Origin of the sequence: Hyphomicrobium sp., from assembly GCF_035548195.1 — a bacterium.
In the GTDB taxonomy this organism is placed as follows: Bacteria; Pseudomonadota; Alphaproteobacteria; order Rhizobiales; family Hyphomicrobiaceae; genus Hyphomicrobium_B.
This window is the reverse complement of record NZ_DASZTY010000025.1, coordinates 46,820-61,625: the sequence shown is the minus strand read 5'-3', so window position 1 is coordinate 61,625 and position 14,806 is coordinate 46,820. Positions and strand designations below refer to the sequence as shown.

Below are 14,806 nucleotides of genomic sequence, written 5' to 3'. Positions count from 1 at the left end.
CACTCAACGCCCGTCGGCGGACTCAATTGCCCGCCGATGTTTTTCTGTTCGTGCCGCGTCATCGGGCGGCCGAATTAAAACTTCGCCCGCGTCGTCAGCAGGAACGTGCGGCCGCGACCGGTTTCTACGGGGCTAAGACCGGTGCCCAACGCGCTGAGTGCGGGAGTGTAAGCAAGATCGGTCAGATTGGTGACCGTGAGCGCCACGTCGATATCGTCGGTCAGCTTATAATCCGAGAACAGATCATAGGTCGTATAGCCATCGTAGAAGAGCGGATCGCCGGGATTGACGTTGACATCCCCCTTCTGACTTTTCGAGGTGATGTAAGCACGCGCACCGACCGTCAGCCGCTGGTCGAAGAAGCGCAAACCTCCGGTGATGGTGGCGACATCTCCGGGCAGGTAGCTGTGCAAACCAAGTCCATCCGTCTGCGAAGGCAGCGTGGTATGGTTATGCGAATAGCTTAGACCCGCGAAGAAATAGCCCGCATCGTAGGTGCCTTGCAGCTCGACGCCCTCGACCTTCGATGTGCCGGGGTTGTTGGCATAGAAGCAATTGACGAGTCCAAAGATCGGATCGACCACAGCACATGACGCCGTAATGTAGTTATCGACGTCCATCGTGTAGTAGTCGCCTTTGAAGCGGAATGCGTCGCCCGGCAGGAATACGTTATCCCTCTTCGAGTTGAAGCCGAATTCCCATCCTCTTTGCTTTTCCGGTTGAAGGAATGGATTGGGAAAGAAGTTCGGTTCAAATCCGCTCGCAGGATGCGTCCCGTCGAGCAACGTTTCTGAAATCGTCGGTGCGCGGAACGAGTTCGACCACGTCACGTAAGGCTGGAACCATTCAACAGGCTTTGCAGCGAGCGTGAACTTTGGACTGAAGGCGCCGTACGAATTGTCGACGTGGAACGGCCCTGCATCAATTCCTGGCGGCAGAGGAACGGGATAACCCGGCCCAAGAAAATCGGGTGCATGCGGATCAACGACACCGCTGCCGCTGAGATTATAATCGTCGTACCGCAAACCTACGATAAAATCGAAGATACTCTTCGAGAATGTCGTCTCGGAGAACGCACCGCGAACTGTCGATTGGCCCGATGGATTGACGCCACCGCCTTGTAAGGGATCAAGGCCATTCGTGGCATCGACGTCATCGTGGAAGTACTCATATCCATAAGTCGACTTGACGAAGATGCCGCCAAGATTGAAGAGCGACGTGTTGGAAACGTCGAAGCCCAATCCAAGGTCTTCGATCGTACGGCCGTCCGCGCTCGAAGCACCCGCGATCCCATTAAAATAGCGCATCTTGACGTCGCTGCCGTAGAAGTTCGCGTGGAAATTCACGAGATCGTTGGCGAGCGGATTATAAACGTAGTTCGCGGTGTAAATTTTGGAGTCGAGATTCTGGTTGTACGAGTTGGCGGTGAAGTCGTTGTTATAAAGAACCGTGCCGAACGAAACCTCTTGCGCCGGATCGATCTTGACGTGGATCTTTGCCAAGCCCGAAATTAGATCCTGATCCGTGTACGGAACGCGCTGATTGTTGCCATTCTCATAATCGTCCTGATCGTGCTTGCTGATCGCGCCGATGATGCTGATGTTGCCGCTGCGGATTGCACCAGCGCCCATCTCCGAAAATCCGACGCCATTGCTGCCCCAGGTCAGGCTGGTCAGCGCCCCGTAGTCCTTGCCTGGTTTCAAGACATCGTCGACATCGAGCGTCCGCATATCGGCCGTCCCCGCAAGCGCACCCGCGCCTCCGGGTCCTGAAACCGCTCCGCGCTGCACCGCGATGCTCGCAAGCAGCAGCGGATCGACGTAAGCAAATCCCTGCGACGTGTGGCCGGTGATCCTGAAGTTTTGCCTCACGCCGTCGATCGTCATGTTCACGCGGCCCTGGCCCTCGAACCCGCGAATATTGACGGCAATACCCGGATTGTTCGGATCGTTGCCTGTGGAGACCCCCGGCATGGCACGCAGAACATCTTGAACGTTGCCCTGCCCGAAGGTTTGGATCTCGCTTTGCCCCGCAACGCTGACCCCGGCAGGGACGCTATAGGGCGCATCGACTTCGGCTGCTTCTTTGCTTTCGGCAGAGGCTTGCGGAGCGGCCGGCGGCGCAGCGGATTGCGCAGCTTGCGTTGGCTTCTGCTTCGCCTTGTTCTTGGGCGCGCTCGCTTTCTTTGCCTTGGCACCGGTGATATTTACGCCCGGCAACTGCGCTTCCTGCGCACATGCGCCTGTCGCCACGCCGAGAGCGATAATTGATACGCCGAGAGCGAGTGCCGCATTCGACAGTCCGGCCACTGATTTCGTCGGCCCCCGATCGCAGCCACGAGTGCCACTCGCTTCGGCTGACCGGCTCTCCTGCAATGTGAAACCGCTACGCGTGAGCATGACTCCCCTCCCTGGGTGTTACGGGCTGGCGGGCGGGCTCGCGCTTTTGGCGCAATGCGGCTGGCTTGCCTCTTCTCGTGCGGTATCCCCCTGACACACGGCACGAATGATCTTGACGGTCTCAGACCGATTGAAGGGAAGAATATAAACTATACTCTAATAGTCAATATTATTGTCATGGCGCGCCGTTGCCCAAACGCCGCAGTTTGTGATCTGGAATCATTCGGATTTCGGAGCATTCGAGCGGGTGTGGCGTCGACGTGTGCTACGCGCGATCACCTCAAACGAACAACTGGGACGCGCACGCAAACCGCAACGCGCGACGTTTTTAAGAAGGCGGATTCGGCTGGGATTTGGAGGACGTTGGAGCGGGTGATGGGAATCGAACCCACGTATTCAGCTTGGAAGGCTGCTGCTCTACCATTGAGCTACACCCGCGAACGAGCCAGGAGCCCGTAAAGAAAGGGGTTTTTGGCACAGAGATGGGGAACATGCAAACGGGAAAAACGGGAACAAAAAGAGAGCCGGGAGAGACACGCGGCAAGCTTTTCCAGCTGATGTCTCGAAAAGTTGTCTGCCCACACCCAAGGGAGAAGCCCGCGAGCGGCGCGGAGCCTCACGACGCGCCGGGCTAAGGTCGTACGCGCCCGGAACAGGTTAGATGTCCACGCGTACCGATGCGTTGGTGTCGCAGCGAGAAACCGGCAAAATGGCTGCGTCCATCATTCTCCGTTGCGGCCGGTTGCCACCGAGCGCGTACTTGGGATTCAATGGATCAAAGTCGAAAAAGTTCAACGAAAGAGCGCCCTGCATTCTCCTGGCGATCCAGAAGGCCTGCGATAGCCGTGGCTAAGCAATGACGCCGCGGCTGGCGGCGATTCCGAGCCGCAGCGACTGGGCTATCCGTTGCGACCGATCGATGAAAAGCGCGGCGGCTTGCGGCGGGCAAACGTCTTTCGCCGTCTCGGCAAAAAGTTCCAACCAACGCTCGAAGTGCGCGTCGGTGATTTCCCCGATGGCAGCGTGGACCGGCATCGGCTGGCCCTTATACCTTCCGGTCAACAAAACGACGGACGACCAGAACGCGCGGAGTTTCGTGAGATGCTCGTCCCAATTGTCGATGCGCGTGTTGAATACAGGACCGAGAAGCGCATCGCGGCGAACTTTCGCATAAAAACGATCGACAAGTTCTGCGATCAACGCCTCGTCGATTCCCGCGGCCGAGCCGGGGGCCTTCGGATGCGGCTGGTAGGTCATGCCAACCCCTTGCCCAGAGATCCTATAAGATGTATCGTAATTGCATCTTATAATCTTCCCTCGTTCCAAGCAATCTCAATGCAGAACTTTCGATGCGGCTAACCGTCCATTCCGACTACGCGCTCCGCGTCTTGATGTTTCTAGGCGTCCATACGGAACGCCTGGCAACAATTGAGGAGATCGCGAAGGCATACGGGATATCCGAAAATCACCTGATGAAAGTCGTCAATCGACTGGCAAAACACGGATTCGTTCAAGCGCTGCGCGGCCGCGGCGGCGGATTACGTCTTGGAAAGCCGGCCGATGCGATGACCCTCGGCGAAATCTTGCGCTGCGTCGAGGACGACTTCCAGATTGTCGAGTGCTTCGGCGCGACAGACACCTGCCGGATCACAAAGGCGTGTCGGCTCAAACACGCTCTTCGCCGCGCACTCGACGCATATCTTGCCGAACTCGACGAATGGACTCTCGCCGATATCGTCTCGAACCGCAAAGCCTTGCTGACAGAACTCCGGCTCTTCGAGAACTGAGCCGCGCTAAGGGGTGTATCGTGCTCAAGACGCGTCTGACGGAAAGTTTCGGTCTTAATCATCCAATCATTTCCGCACCCATGGCGTTTGCCGCGGGCGGGCGTCTTGCAGCAGCAGTTTCAGCGAGCGGTGCACTCGGCCTTATCGGAGGCGGTTACGGCGACGCTGATTGGCTCGCAAAAGAGTTTCGCACTGCGGACAATCAGTCCATCGGGTGCGGCTTCATTACGTGGTCGCTCAGAAAGCAGCCGGCTCTCCTCGACCTCGCACTCGCAAGCAAGCCGAAAGCTATCCTCTTGTCTTTCGGCGATCCCGTTCCTCTCGCCGACCGCATCAAACAGCGCGGCGTCAAGCTCATCTGTCAAATACAAACGCGGCGCGATGCCGAGCGCGCGCTGGCGTGTGAAGCCGACGTCATCGTCGCTCAAGGAACCGAAGCTGGCGGGCACGGCGAAAAGCGTGCAACTTTCACCCTTGTTCCCGAAGTTGCCGATTTGATTGCCAAGGAGCGACCCGAAACCCTTCTTTGCGCCGCCGGGGGTGTAGGCGACGGCCGCGGCCTCGCTGCAGCGCTGATGCTCGGAGCCGACGGCGTACTTGTCGGATCGAGGCTTTGGGCATCGAAAGAAGCCAACGTCAGTGAGCAAATGCATGCTGCGGCACTGCGGTCAACGGGAGACGATACCATCCGCTCACAAACCATGGACCTGGCGAGAAAGCTCGACTGGCCGCGACGTTATACGGCACGCGTCTTGAAAAACGCATTCATCGAGCGATGGCACGGCCACGAGGACGAGTTGGTCACGGTCGCGGATCAGGAAGCGAGCAAATATCGTGCGGCGTGGGCGGCGGGCGATCCGGACGGAAGCAATACCTTCGTCGGCGAGACCGTAGGAATCATCAAGGATATCGAGCCAGCGTCCGAAATCATCGACCGAATGGTTCGCCAAGCCGAGACTTTACTGAAATCCAAAGCGGCCCAGTTCACCGTTACGGCCTGACAGCAATCGGGCCGGCAATGACCGGGCAAAACTATCTTCGACCGAGATCCGGCTGTTGAAACAGCCGGTCTCGCTCGTGGAAGGACTCGCTCGCGACCGGCTAAACCCCTCGTCGAACCAGTCGTAGAATGAAAAGAAGCACGCATGCTCCGATCGCAGCAGCGATGATGGCGCCTATGATGCTGTTGCCGCCGATCGTAAATCCCAAGCGCGGAAACAAAGCGCCCGCTATGAACGCTCCGACGATTCCAACGATGATGTCGCCGACGAGACCGAAACCGCCGCCTTTCATGATTTGTCCGGCCAGCCAGCCGGCGATCGCGCCAATAATCAGCCAGATGATCAGTGATTGGAGATCAATATCCATGTCGCTTCTCCGTATCAGCAACGCGCACGAATCGGATGCGCACGATCATCTGCGGCAAAACGACAGTTGACAAGCGCGACGCGCATGCTCTCGCGGAGCAATATCTTTTGTTGCCCTGCGGCGGACGTCTATTTCCTTGGTGCCGCTGGATGCGCGTCGATCCACTTTGAAAGATCTGAAAAATTCGCGGTGCCAGAGAACGCCGTTTGCACACCGCCGGGCGTGATCAAGCGCGTGAAAGGAAGCTCACCCAACCAATCGTGATCCACTGCAAAACGAAGCTTCTCTTCAAAGCCGTCCGCAAGTGTGAAGCTTTTGACCCTACCTAATCCCATCTTTTCCAACGTTTGCGCAATATGCGCCGGATCGGCGCCGCGGCGATCCCAATTGACGAACACAATCGGTATGTCCGGATGCTGCTGCGCAAACGCACCCCAGTCCTTCAGTTCCACCATGCAGTTGCCGCAAGTGAATCCCCAGAAATGCACGATGAGCGGCTGCCCTCTGTGAGAAGCGAGCAAATTCCGCCAGCCTGTAGCGTCGAAGCGCTGCGGAATCTCGGCGCTTTTCGCCAGACTTATGGTCGATAGCGACACGAACAATGGAAAGATGAAGCGCAAAACCGTCTTCACGACTGCGGCTCCAATGGAATGAGCCGATAACCTTCCTTCGACGTCAGCCACGAAAGATAGGCCGTCGAATGGTTCGCGACCAACAACGGGTGATCCGACGAGTCCGCGGTCGATGCGATCGAGTGCGGTGTGCTCCAGGATTTCCCAGCATCGCGCGAGGTCATCAACTCGATGCTCGTCCGGCTTCCATCGAACGATTTGTAGACGAGATAAACGACGTCACCGGCCGCCAGAACATACGGCCGCGAAATTTGTTTGTCAGGCTCGCCGAGCCGCATCGGTTTGGAAAACGTTTTGCCGCCGTTCTCCGAACGCGCGTAGTAGACGCCTTTTAGTTTGCGTCCCAACGCGAACCACGTCGCGTGATAGGTGCCGTCAGGACCAACGGCAAGGCTCGGTCCTTGATGCGGACAGGCGTCGATCTTCGCATCGTCGTCACTGACGCGATAGAGCGGACCGGCCTTCCCGTCGTTCGAAAACGTGATAACGGCATGATCGCGAATGCCGCCATCGAATATGTTGCGGAACATGACGACCGGCTTGCCGGGTCCGGCAAATGCTACGGCAATGCGGCAACACTCGCAGCTATTGTCACGCGCGATCGCCGCGGCCTGAAGATTGCCGCCAGGTTTATCGTCCCAGGCAAAAGCAAGAGCGGCTCCGGCGTACGGCTTACCGCTGGCCTTGGCAGCTGCGACGTTGCGTTTATCGATCCAAGCCGCAAAAGCTCGGCCGTCCCTATCGAAGGCGACCGTTTCGAAGCGCTGGCTTGGTGATCCAGTGGTCATCGGTTGCGGGACAGAAAACGTTGCCCCGCCATTGGACGAACGAGCGATATAAGCATGCCCCTGATAGTGATCGTCACGCGTCGTATACGTGAGCGCAACGCGGCCGTTCCGGCCGAAGGCGATTTTCGGCCGTGCATCGGGACCATCATCCAGAGGCAACGCCGTCGCCGGAAGCGTCATCGTATCGGAGAACGATTTACCAAGGTCCGGCGAACTTGCGAGGGAAACGCGACCGCCAGCAACCCACGTTACCCATAGCTTACCGTCGGGCGCGAATGCGCCCGTTGCAACCGTCGCGCAAGCGAGCGTGGTCGTTTTACAAGCTGCATGTCGTTCGTGACGGTGCATAGCCTCGTCGTGCGCGTAGGCTGGTCCGGACGCCGTCGCCATGGCAAACGCGATGACAAACGGCCAAAATGTGGAATGGAGACGCATGGAACTCAGAACCTCACTTTCATGCCGCCGTAGTACGTTCGCGGCGCCCCGGCATAGATAGAGCCCGCAATGCCCGCCAAATCGTCGGCTGTGTATCCTGCGCGATCGGAGATGTTGTTTGCCGCAGAGATGTATGTTTCGTCGAAAAGGTTCCGGATCTCAAAATAGGCCATTAACGAACGGACCGGACCCGTGTCAAAATCCTTGGTGTAATGGACGTTGAGATTTACGAGTTGATAGCCGGGAGCCGTCAGCAGGTTGGCGTTCTCCATGTAGAAGCCGTCGTGCCATTCGTATTCGACGTAAGTTCCAAGACCTCTGAACGGTCCGTCCGGCTGATCGTAGCTGAGGCGTGTCGTGACTTCGCCCGGCGAAACACCGGGTATTTTGTTGCCGGCGCGGCTCACCGCTTCGGAAGCACCGGAAACCAATTCGTCATAGTCGGTATAGACCTGATCGTTGAACAAGTATGACGCGGTCCAACGCCACCCCTCCCCGAAAATCACATTTGCGGCAGCTTCGATGCCGCGATGCTCGGACGCAGGCGCATTGAACGTGAAGTTCATCAAACCTGGCCCCGCCGATTGCGAAACGAGTTCGTTATTGAAGAACTCGTAAAAGCCCGTCAGGCTCAGAGTGACACCCGAAACCGGCCTCCAATCGCCGCCGACGTCAAACCCGACGTTGCGCTGTGACTTCAGCTCCGTGTTATTACCAGGCTCTCCGTCCGGCGTGACGAACAGATTTGAAAATTGCGGGGTGCCATAGCCGGTTCCGACACGGGCGCGTAGTTGCCATTCGCGGCTTGGCGTATAGACGACGCCGAGCTCAGGAGCGAAGTTCGTCAGATCGCGATTAGCCGAGACGTTCCTGGTCGTCGCAACGTTGCCGTCGACGTCGTAGGTGAATCCAGTCTGCGAGCCATCGAGCGATGTTCTCTCGACGGTGGCACCGGCGACGACTGCAAACTCGTTTGTCAGCTTGACCTCTTCGCGCACACGCGCGCCGAAGTTCATCGTCGAACCCCTTTGCACGGATTGCAATTTGCCGAGCCTTGCGTTACCGCCAGGCGCAATGAAATAAGTCTGCCCGTCAACCGGAAGGTAGTTCCAGAACGCCCCAAGATAAGCGAGCGTTGGAAGCCCCGCGAATGTCGAACGGTTCGTCAAACCTCCGCTGAAATTATACGACAGGTAGTCACCGATAGAACCTGTCGTTCCTGTCGGCTGATTGATGTTGCGATCGTCGATAACGAACTGCACCTGACTACTGGTGTCGGCGTTGAACACATGATCCCATCGGAACCCGCCAAGCGTCCGGCGATCATTGCGGTTCGCACCGGCTTGCTCTGCGGTCTGCGCCACCGGCGCGCCATAACCGGGCGAGTAGTTCAGCGTCTCGCACCCTTCGGCTGCCGTTGCAGCCGTTTTACATCCCTTCTGATACGGATTGAGCCTGAAATCCCTGAGCGACGTGCGGAACGGCAGCTGCGTGTAAAGATCGTTGTTGATCGCCTTGAGTGTTATCGTGTCCGAGGCGGTCGGCTTGTACGTCAGCAGCGCGTTGATCGTCTGGGTATTGAAGCTTCCATATTCGAAGTAGCCATCGCCTCGGACATCGCTCGTGAAGATCGAGCCTTCCCAATTGCTCCCCTTGGCGCCGCCGATGACGTAATTATTGAGGTAGTTAAAGCTTCCGACGTCGATGCCGTATTCGACACCATCAACGACCCCTCCAGGCCATGTGCGGAAGTTGATCGCGCCGCCGGTCGCGTAATTGCCAAACAATGCCGACGATGGCCCTCTCCAAACATCGATGCCCGCATAAGCATGTGGGTCAATCAAGTCGCTCCGGGAAAGCCCATCAGGCTGCGTGACCGGAAAGCCATCGTCCAGAACGACGATGTTGCGAATGCCGTAACCGTTGCGGGCATTAGATCCGCGGATCGAAATGCCCATATCGCGCGGGCCGTTTCCCTGCTTCAATGATACTCCCGGCACTTCGTGCAGGACATCGCTCACCGAAAATACGGGCGTGTTGTCGAACCGCGTCATGTCGATGCCGGTCGCAGTCTGCGCGCCTGCCCCGGATGCACCCGGGACGCTTGCTACGGCATGCGACGGCGTACCGGGATTGCCGATCAGCGGCGTCGCAGAGAGCGGCGAACTCGGCAACGGCGATGGAGTGACCATTTCGATCGGCCGAACCGAGGGCTTCGGCGGAGCGGTCGGCGGCGCGGTCCTTTTTTCCGCGACCTTCCTTTTTGCTTTGGTCTTCGATTTCCGAGCGATTTTTGGCGCCGATGTCTTTTGATCTTGTTGCACGGTCACGTCAGGCAGCTTTAGTGCGTTCGGCGATCCAGCCTCCTGCGCATGGGCCATTTGAGCAGAGAGCAGCAGAGCCACTCCATGCGTTACGAAGGCAATCGATTTCCGTGTGGGCAGATATGCCCAGTGCACCGCTTCCGGGCGGTTCGACTGAAAAAGCATTTCGATGATCCAACCTGAACTGAGCTGCGAGAGCACGCTGCCAACGGAGGTCCCTCCCCGGCGAACGCGGCGAAAACGCTAAACTTTCAGATCAGAACTGCAGGCGGTCCGCGCGCGGAGTGCGCACGTGGTTGCGGAGTCGCTCGAAAATGCTCCCGCGCGATGCGGTAGGTCAGCGATGCGTAGCTGACAGCGCGGACAAGAAGATGAGGCGTCGCATGATTGACGGCTACTGCCCCAGCCGACGAATAGGGACAAATGTCCTTTGCGGACGTCGGAGACTTTTGAGGCTGTGGGACGCCATTCGCATCGAGAGTCAGGTTTGCGGGACCATGGCCAGTACAAATAACGATTTGGAGTTCGCCAGCGTGGCCCGGCGTCGCTGCCAGCATGAAGCCCACGGGCAACAAACTGCGTAGCGCGAACGCAAGGCCGATCAGCAAATTGAAACAACGGCGCATGAAACCCCTAAGCCGCCAATGATGAGTCGGAGGCCGAAAAACTTTAGCGTCTGCTCGAAGAGAGGGCAACCAATCCGCCTGAGGCCAAATAGCTTTGTTGCCAAAGCGCCGCGAGAACCGCCGGTCCACGCTTCGCAAGATGCTGAAAATATCGGCATAGGAGCTATCAATGCACCATGCGAAGCGCGCATTTGCGCCGCCGCAAACCGAACTACGGATTTCATCCAGGAACATCAGCCAGGTACGCGTGGCGCCCCCCATGGCACATATCTTGATTTAGGGGCTATGAGGGACTGCGATGAAGAGCACGCCTGCATTGGACCAAAAGCATCCGCACGGTTACACGGTAGCCTACGAGCGGGAAGAGATTCAGTTTCCCGTATATGTGGTGGGATTTGTCAGCGCGTGCTTTGCCGTCGCGGGAATTTCACTCGATAATATTTTCCTGATTGCGCTGGCGCTAATCGCATTCGGGTTCGCCTACTATAATTTCCCGCTATTGGAGACTGGAAGACCGCGGATCGGCGCCAGTCAATACGGTATTTTTGCCGATGGGCTTGGCATCATCTCATGGCGCGCCGTCAAACGGCTCGACCTTATCCCGATCGAAATTCGAGGAACAGCATCGAACGAGTTGCGGATCATGCTCCAGGAACCCTTAGACCGGGCGCTTCTTGCCGACTGGCGCAAAAGGCCGTTTTATCGCTTTCTCATGCGTCTCCCCTGGACGAAGCTCGGCGATGACGTCATACGGATACCTCTCGACGTCTTCGATCGGCCCGCAGAGCAAATCCATCAGAACTTCGAGCGCATGATGGCCTTCTACAGGCGCTGAACTTCAGAAGCCGAAACTCCGGCCGCTGACCTTCACGACCTCATTCGGGGCCTATTGGCGTGCTAAGCTTATTCACCGGGGTCTCTCGGGGGGAGACAATTATCTATGCTTCAAGAAGAGATTGTACTTGTCGATCTGGAAGATCGCGAAATTGGCACCGCCGAAAAACTCGAAGCGCACCAGCGAGGAGACTTGCATAGGGCGTTCTCAGTGATGATCTGGGACAGCCACGGTCGCCTGCTTCTGCAACGTCGTCATATAGGCAAGTACCATTCGGGCGGACTTTGGACCAATTCATGCTGCGGACACCCGCGCCCCGGCGAGCCGTCGGGTGATGCCGCTCTGCGCCGGCTAAAAGAAGAAATGGGATTTTCCTGCCAGCTCGCACCCATCGGCACCTTCACCTATCGGGCAGAACTCGGCGGCGGTCTCATTGAACACGAACTCGTCCACATTTTCCGTGGGCACTATGAGGACGCTATCGTTCCGAATCCCAAGGAGTGCGACGGATTTAGCTGGTCGAGCCCGGCGGTCATCCGGCGGCAGATTGCAACGGCCCCGCAATGCTTCAGCGCGTGGTTCCGGAAGTATGTCGACGCCGGCTGGCCGATTTCACCGCCGGTCGAAATCGCACAATAGAATGTACCAAACTGAAAAATCTTTTGCGCCCAACGTCCCGCATGAGGAGGCTCTATTCATACGTCCTAGACGCTTTCCATTTCCGCGCGATATAGAGTAGAGTATTGGTATTGCTCGGGAAAGAGGCGAAAGGAGAGGGCTATGCGTGGAGACCAGGTTACGATCATTGTTCTTGCCATCGTGGTCGCAGCTTTGTGCGTCACCATTTACCACATGGCCGGCGCGACCGTCTAAAGCGACCGCGGTCGTCACAAGCCGGACGATGCAGATTTAAAGTTACCTGCTTAGGATTTCCGGCGCGTTTTCTTCGCAGCTGTCTTTTTGGCCGGCACCTTCTTGCCGGCCTTTCGCGCTTTGGAAAGACCGATCGCGATAGCCTGCTTGCGGCTCGTGACTTTCTTGCCGCTCCGCCCGCTCTTCAAGGTGCCCTTCTTGCGCTCCTTCATCGCCGTGCCGACTTTCTTCGACGCGGCCTTGGAATATCGTGCAGCCATGGGATCCATCTCACAATCATCGGTTAGCGTATTAACCGTCTGACCTCCTGGAAGTTCCTGAATTCGCGTTGTTTGAATGAGCACCAGGCGGGGTCAGAAGCTCCATTGAGCCCTGCGCTGGCGAATAAATTTCGCGCAGCGCTACGAATGGCCGATCTCGTGCGTTTCCATTCCTCGCATGAGGAAATTCGGATCGGACTTGAATGGCAAAGCACGAACAGACGCAGCAGGCTGACCTTCCCGCACACGGGGCAAATGTTCTCCCGAGTGTGATCGTCGACAGCTATAATGTCGAGATTGAAGATGAGGATGGCTTTATCGGCGACAAGGCGAGCAAGGGCGCTTTCTGGGAGTTCGTCGAGAAGTGGCGAAAGCCGCTCAAAGAGATTGGCGAAGATCCATTCGGAGATAAGCCCGGCGAAAAGCTTGGCAAAAAGAAACTCGCAGAGCTCTTGGCGAGCGGCGATCCCGAAGCTGCGAGCCTCGTGCAAAGCGCAATCGAGGATTTCGCACAGCAGCTCGCACTCGTCATCCGCCGCTTTATGCGCCTGAAGGCATGGCGCGACACGGAAACGATCTTCGTCGGCGGCGGCTTTCGCGCAAGCCGCGTCGGTGAACTGGCGGTCGCGCGCACCGAGCTTTTGCTTCGCGCCGAGGAGATCGATATGGATCTCGAACTGATCCACAATGACCCTGATGAAGCCGGGCTCCTTGGCGCCGCGCATCTTCTTCCCGCTTGGATGCTCAAGGGACACGACGGCATTCTCGCAATCGACATTGGCGGCACGAATTTTCGGGCGGGCGTGATAGAGCTCAATCTCAAGAAATCTTCGGAGCTGGCGAAAGCGAAAATCGTCAAGTCGGACCTTTGGCGCCATGGCGATGACGATCCCGATCGCGAGACCGCCACCAAGCGCCTCATCGAAATGCTTGAAGACCTGATCGAATGGGGCCGGAAGAATGAAATGGAACTGGCGCCCGTCGTCGGCATCGGCTGTCCCGGGGTTATCAATAACGACGGATCAATCGAGCGAGGCAGCCAGAACCTGCCTGGAAATTGGGAGAGCAGCCGATTCAATCTCCCGCAGCTCATCCGGGAACGGATCACGCGGATCGGTGACGGAGAAACAATGGTCGTCATGCACAACGATGCCGTCGTCCAGGGCTTGAGCGAGTTGCCGTATATCGAGGATCGCAAACACTGGGGGATCCTCACGATCGGAACCGGACTCGGAAATGCCCGCTTCACGCATCGCTCCACCCCGAAGGCCGCATCCAAATCGTGAGGACCGAATGCAGCGAACGAAAACCAGGCCCACGAGCCGTTGCGCGTTTTCCACAGATGATCTGCGTTCCGGCCGGCGAGAGCGGAACCGCGCAAGCCCCACGCCGTTCTTCGAGCATAACTCGGAGGGCCAACACGATGGACTGGGATATCATGCCCCTTGCGATCATTCTGGCGCTTCAGAGCCTCGCCGTTATCGGCGTCTCTCTCCTTCTGATCGCGGAAAGCTATAAGGAAAAAAACGAGATCCGCGGGCGCAGCGCTTCTCGCCATCCCGGACGAGCCAGCAATTTCGAACGCCCGAAGCGTCGCCCAAGCCTATAAAATAGGCGCCCAACTCTCGATCTGGGGTTGGAACGAACGCAGGACGCGACATGCGAAAAATTTGCCGCCGGAGACGCAACCTTCTACGAGCCGAACAGTTCTCCGGTTGCTTCCTGGTCCGCCTTCCGGAAACGATAAAATGCTGCACCATCACCCGCGACCAAACCGAGTTCCGCGGTTTGCAGTCCGAGACCCCTCCGCCCTAGTTCTCTGGTGCTTGGTCGGCCTGGCCCTGGTCAGCCTCGTCTTCACCACCCGAGAGACAGCCGACCCCATTCAAACGCGAGCCGCCTTGAGCACGACAAGCTCGTCGTCAGCCAATTTGTAGACAGTTCGATTTCCGTCTGAAACGTCCAACAGAGCCAAATGCCCCGAGCACTGAACTCGCAGGCCGCTTAATGCCGCGCTTCGCTTCGTACGGAGCCAGCTTGCCGCCGAGGACGATATTCTAGCCGGACCGTATCGGCCGGTGCGTAGCACAGTTCCCATTCCGCGCAGGCCGACGCGACCAGCCGTTGTATATCGGCAGCGGAATAGCCCGGCCGCTGGGGGTCAATCTGGCGCGAAGTTTCGATGACGAGAACCGTCCGTCCGGTCAGCCGGCCGGATTTGATCTCCCCCTCGATATACAGCAGTTCGATTCCCGCGTGCACGGCTCCCTCCCGCAGCGATCGCGGTCACTCTCCGGCTTCAAACTCAACAAGTGAAGAGGCACACAAAGTTATGCACTGATTGATTTTGCCTTGAGCCCGCGACTACGAACTCCCCATCCGACGGAGTTTGCGCCCTTGAGCGAAAAGTCTGCTTGCCCGTCCCCGGCGAAATGAACCACTGACCAAGCGGCCGCCGGCTCGTCTTCGAAAGGCGCGC

15 protein-coding genes and 1 tRNA gene are annotated in these 14,806 nt (G+C 57.8%); 6 read left to right on the top strand and 10 right to left on the bottom strand.

Going from position 1 to position 14,806, the window contains the following annotated elements:
• Positions 1–74: 74 nt before the first annotated feature.
• The 3 genes from VHB22_RS09840 to VHB22_RS09830 form a co-directional block, all read right to left on the bottom strand.
• A complete protein-coding gene (locus tag VHB22_RS09840) occupies positions 75–2,399 on the bottom strand; it encodes a TonB-dependent receptor domain-containing protein (RefSeq protein WP_325456798.1) in 2,325 nt (774 codons plus the stop codon).
• Between the two features lie 364 nt (positions 2,400–2,763).
• A tRNA-Gly gene (locus VHB22_RS09835) sits at positions 2,764–2,837 on the bottom strand.
• A gap of 411 nt (positions 2,838–3,248) precedes the next feature.
• Positions 3,249–3,656 (bottom strand): group III truncated hemoglobin, encoded by a 408-nt coding sequence (locus VHB22_RS09830; protein WP_325456797.1) that lies wholly within the window; start codon positions 3,654–3,656, stop codon positions 3,249–3,251.
• Positions 3,657–3,748: 92 nt separating this feature from the next.
• Between VHB22_RS09830 and VHB22_RS09825 the strand changes: the two genes are divergently transcribed.
• Positions 3,749–4,186 (top strand): Rrf2 family transcriptional regulator, encoded by a 438-nt coding sequence (locus VHB22_RS09825; protein WP_325456796.1) that lies wholly within the window; start codon positions 3,749–3,751, stop codon positions 4,184–4,186.
• A 17-nt stretch (positions 4,187–4,203) separates the two neighbouring features.
• Positions 4,204–5,187 (top strand): nitronate monooxygenase, encoded by a 984-nt coding sequence (locus tag VHB22_RS09820; RefSeq protein WP_325457145.1) that lies wholly within the window; start codon positions 4,204–4,206, stop codon positions 5,185–5,187.
• 100 nt (positions 5,188–5,287) lie between these two features.
• Here VHB22_RS09820 and VHB22_RS09815 read toward each other — a convergent pair whose 3' ends face one another.
• The 5 genes from VHB22_RS09815 to VHB22_RS09795 all read right to left on the bottom strand — a co-directional run bounded on the left by VHB22_RS09815 (position 5,288) and on the right by VHB22_RS09795 (position 10,359).
• On the bottom strand, positions 5,288–5,554 hold the full coding sequence (locus tag VHB22_RS09815) for a GlsB/YeaQ/YmgE family stress response membrane protein (protein WP_414652730.1): 267 nt from the start codon (positions 5,552–5,554) through the stop codon (positions 5,288–5,290).
• A 128-nt stretch (positions 5,555–5,682) separates the two neighbouring features.
• The gene (locus tag VHB22_RS09810; RefSeq protein WP_325456795.1) at positions 5,683–6,186 is read right to left on the bottom strand and encodes a TlpA disulfide reductase family protein; all 504 of its coding nucleotides are present in this window, start codon (positions 6,184–6,186) and stop codon (positions 5,683–5,685) included.
• Positions 6,183–7,409 carry a sialidase family protein gene (locus VHB22_RS09805; RefSeq protein WP_325456794.1) on the bottom strand — a complete coding sequence of 409 codons (1,227 nt, stop codon included), beginning with the start codon at positions 7,407–7,409 and terminating at the stop codon, positions 6,183–6,185. Before VHB22_RS09805 ends, VHB22_RS09810 begins: the two co-directional genes overlap by 4 nt.
• 5 nt (positions 7,410–7,414) lie before the next feature.
• Positions 7,415–9,898, bottom strand: a complete 2,484-nt coding sequence (locus VHB22_RS09800; protein WP_325456793.1) for a TonB-dependent receptor — start codon at positions 9,896–9,898, stop codon at positions 7,415–7,417.
• Between the two features lie 86 nt (positions 9,899–9,984).
• Positions 9,985–10,359: a DUF2946 family protein gene (locus VHB22_RS09795; RefSeq protein ID WP_325456792.1), complete on the bottom strand. Its 375-nt coding sequence runs from the start codon at positions 10,357–10,359 to the stop codon at positions 9,985–9,987.
• Positions 10,360–10,657: 298 nt separating this feature from the next.
• Between VHB22_RS09795 and VHB22_RS09790 the strand changes: the two genes are divergently transcribed.
• Together VHB22_RS09790 and idi are read left to right on the top strand one after the other, a co-directional pair.
• Entirely contained in the window at positions 10,658–11,194 is a 537-nt protein-coding gene (locus VHB22_RS09790; RefSeq protein ID WP_325456791.1) for a hypothetical protein, read from the top strand.
• A gap of 105 nt (positions 11,195–11,299) precedes the next feature.
• Positions 11,300–11,833 carry an isopentenyl-diphosphate Delta-isomerase gene (gene idi / locus VHB22_RS09785; protein ID WP_325456790.1) on the top strand — a complete coding sequence of 178 codons (534 nt, stop codon included), beginning with the start codon at positions 11,300–11,302 and terminating at the stop codon, positions 11,831–11,833.
• 284 nt (positions 11,834–12,117) lie between these two features.
• Here idi and VHB22_RS09780 read toward each other — a convergent pair whose 3' ends face one another.
• Positions 12,118–12,327 (bottom strand): DUF6496 domain-containing protein, encoded by a 210-nt coding sequence (locus tag VHB22_RS09780; RefSeq protein WP_325456789.1) that lies wholly within the window; start codon positions 12,325–12,327, stop codon positions 12,118–12,120.
• Positions 12,328–12,530: 203 nt separating this feature from the next.
• Between VHB22_RS09780 and VHB22_RS09775 the strand changes: the two genes are divergently transcribed.
• Together VHB22_RS09775 and VHB22_RS09770 are read left to right on the top strand one after the other, a co-directional pair.
• Positions 12,531–13,613, top strand: coding sequence for an ROK family protein (locus VHB22_RS09775; protein WP_325456788.1), 1,083 nt, complete (start codon positions 12,531–12,533; stop codon positions 13,611–13,613).
• A gap of 137 nt (positions 13,614–13,750) precedes the next feature.
• Positions 13,751–13,936, top strand: a complete 186-nt coding sequence (locus tag VHB22_RS09770; protein ID WP_325456787.1) for a hypothetical protein — start codon at positions 13,751–13,753, stop codon at positions 13,934–13,936.
• Between the two features lie 395 nt (positions 13,937–14,331).
• Here VHB22_RS09770 and VHB22_RS09765 read toward each other — a convergent pair whose 3' ends face one another.
• The gene (locus tag VHB22_RS09765) at positions 14,332–14,589 is read right to left on the bottom strand and encodes a hypothetical protein (RefSeq protein WP_325456786.1); all 258 of its coding nucleotides are present in this window, start codon (positions 14,587–14,589) and stop codon (positions 14,332–14,334) included.
• Positions 14,590–14,806: the final 217 nt, after the last annotated feature.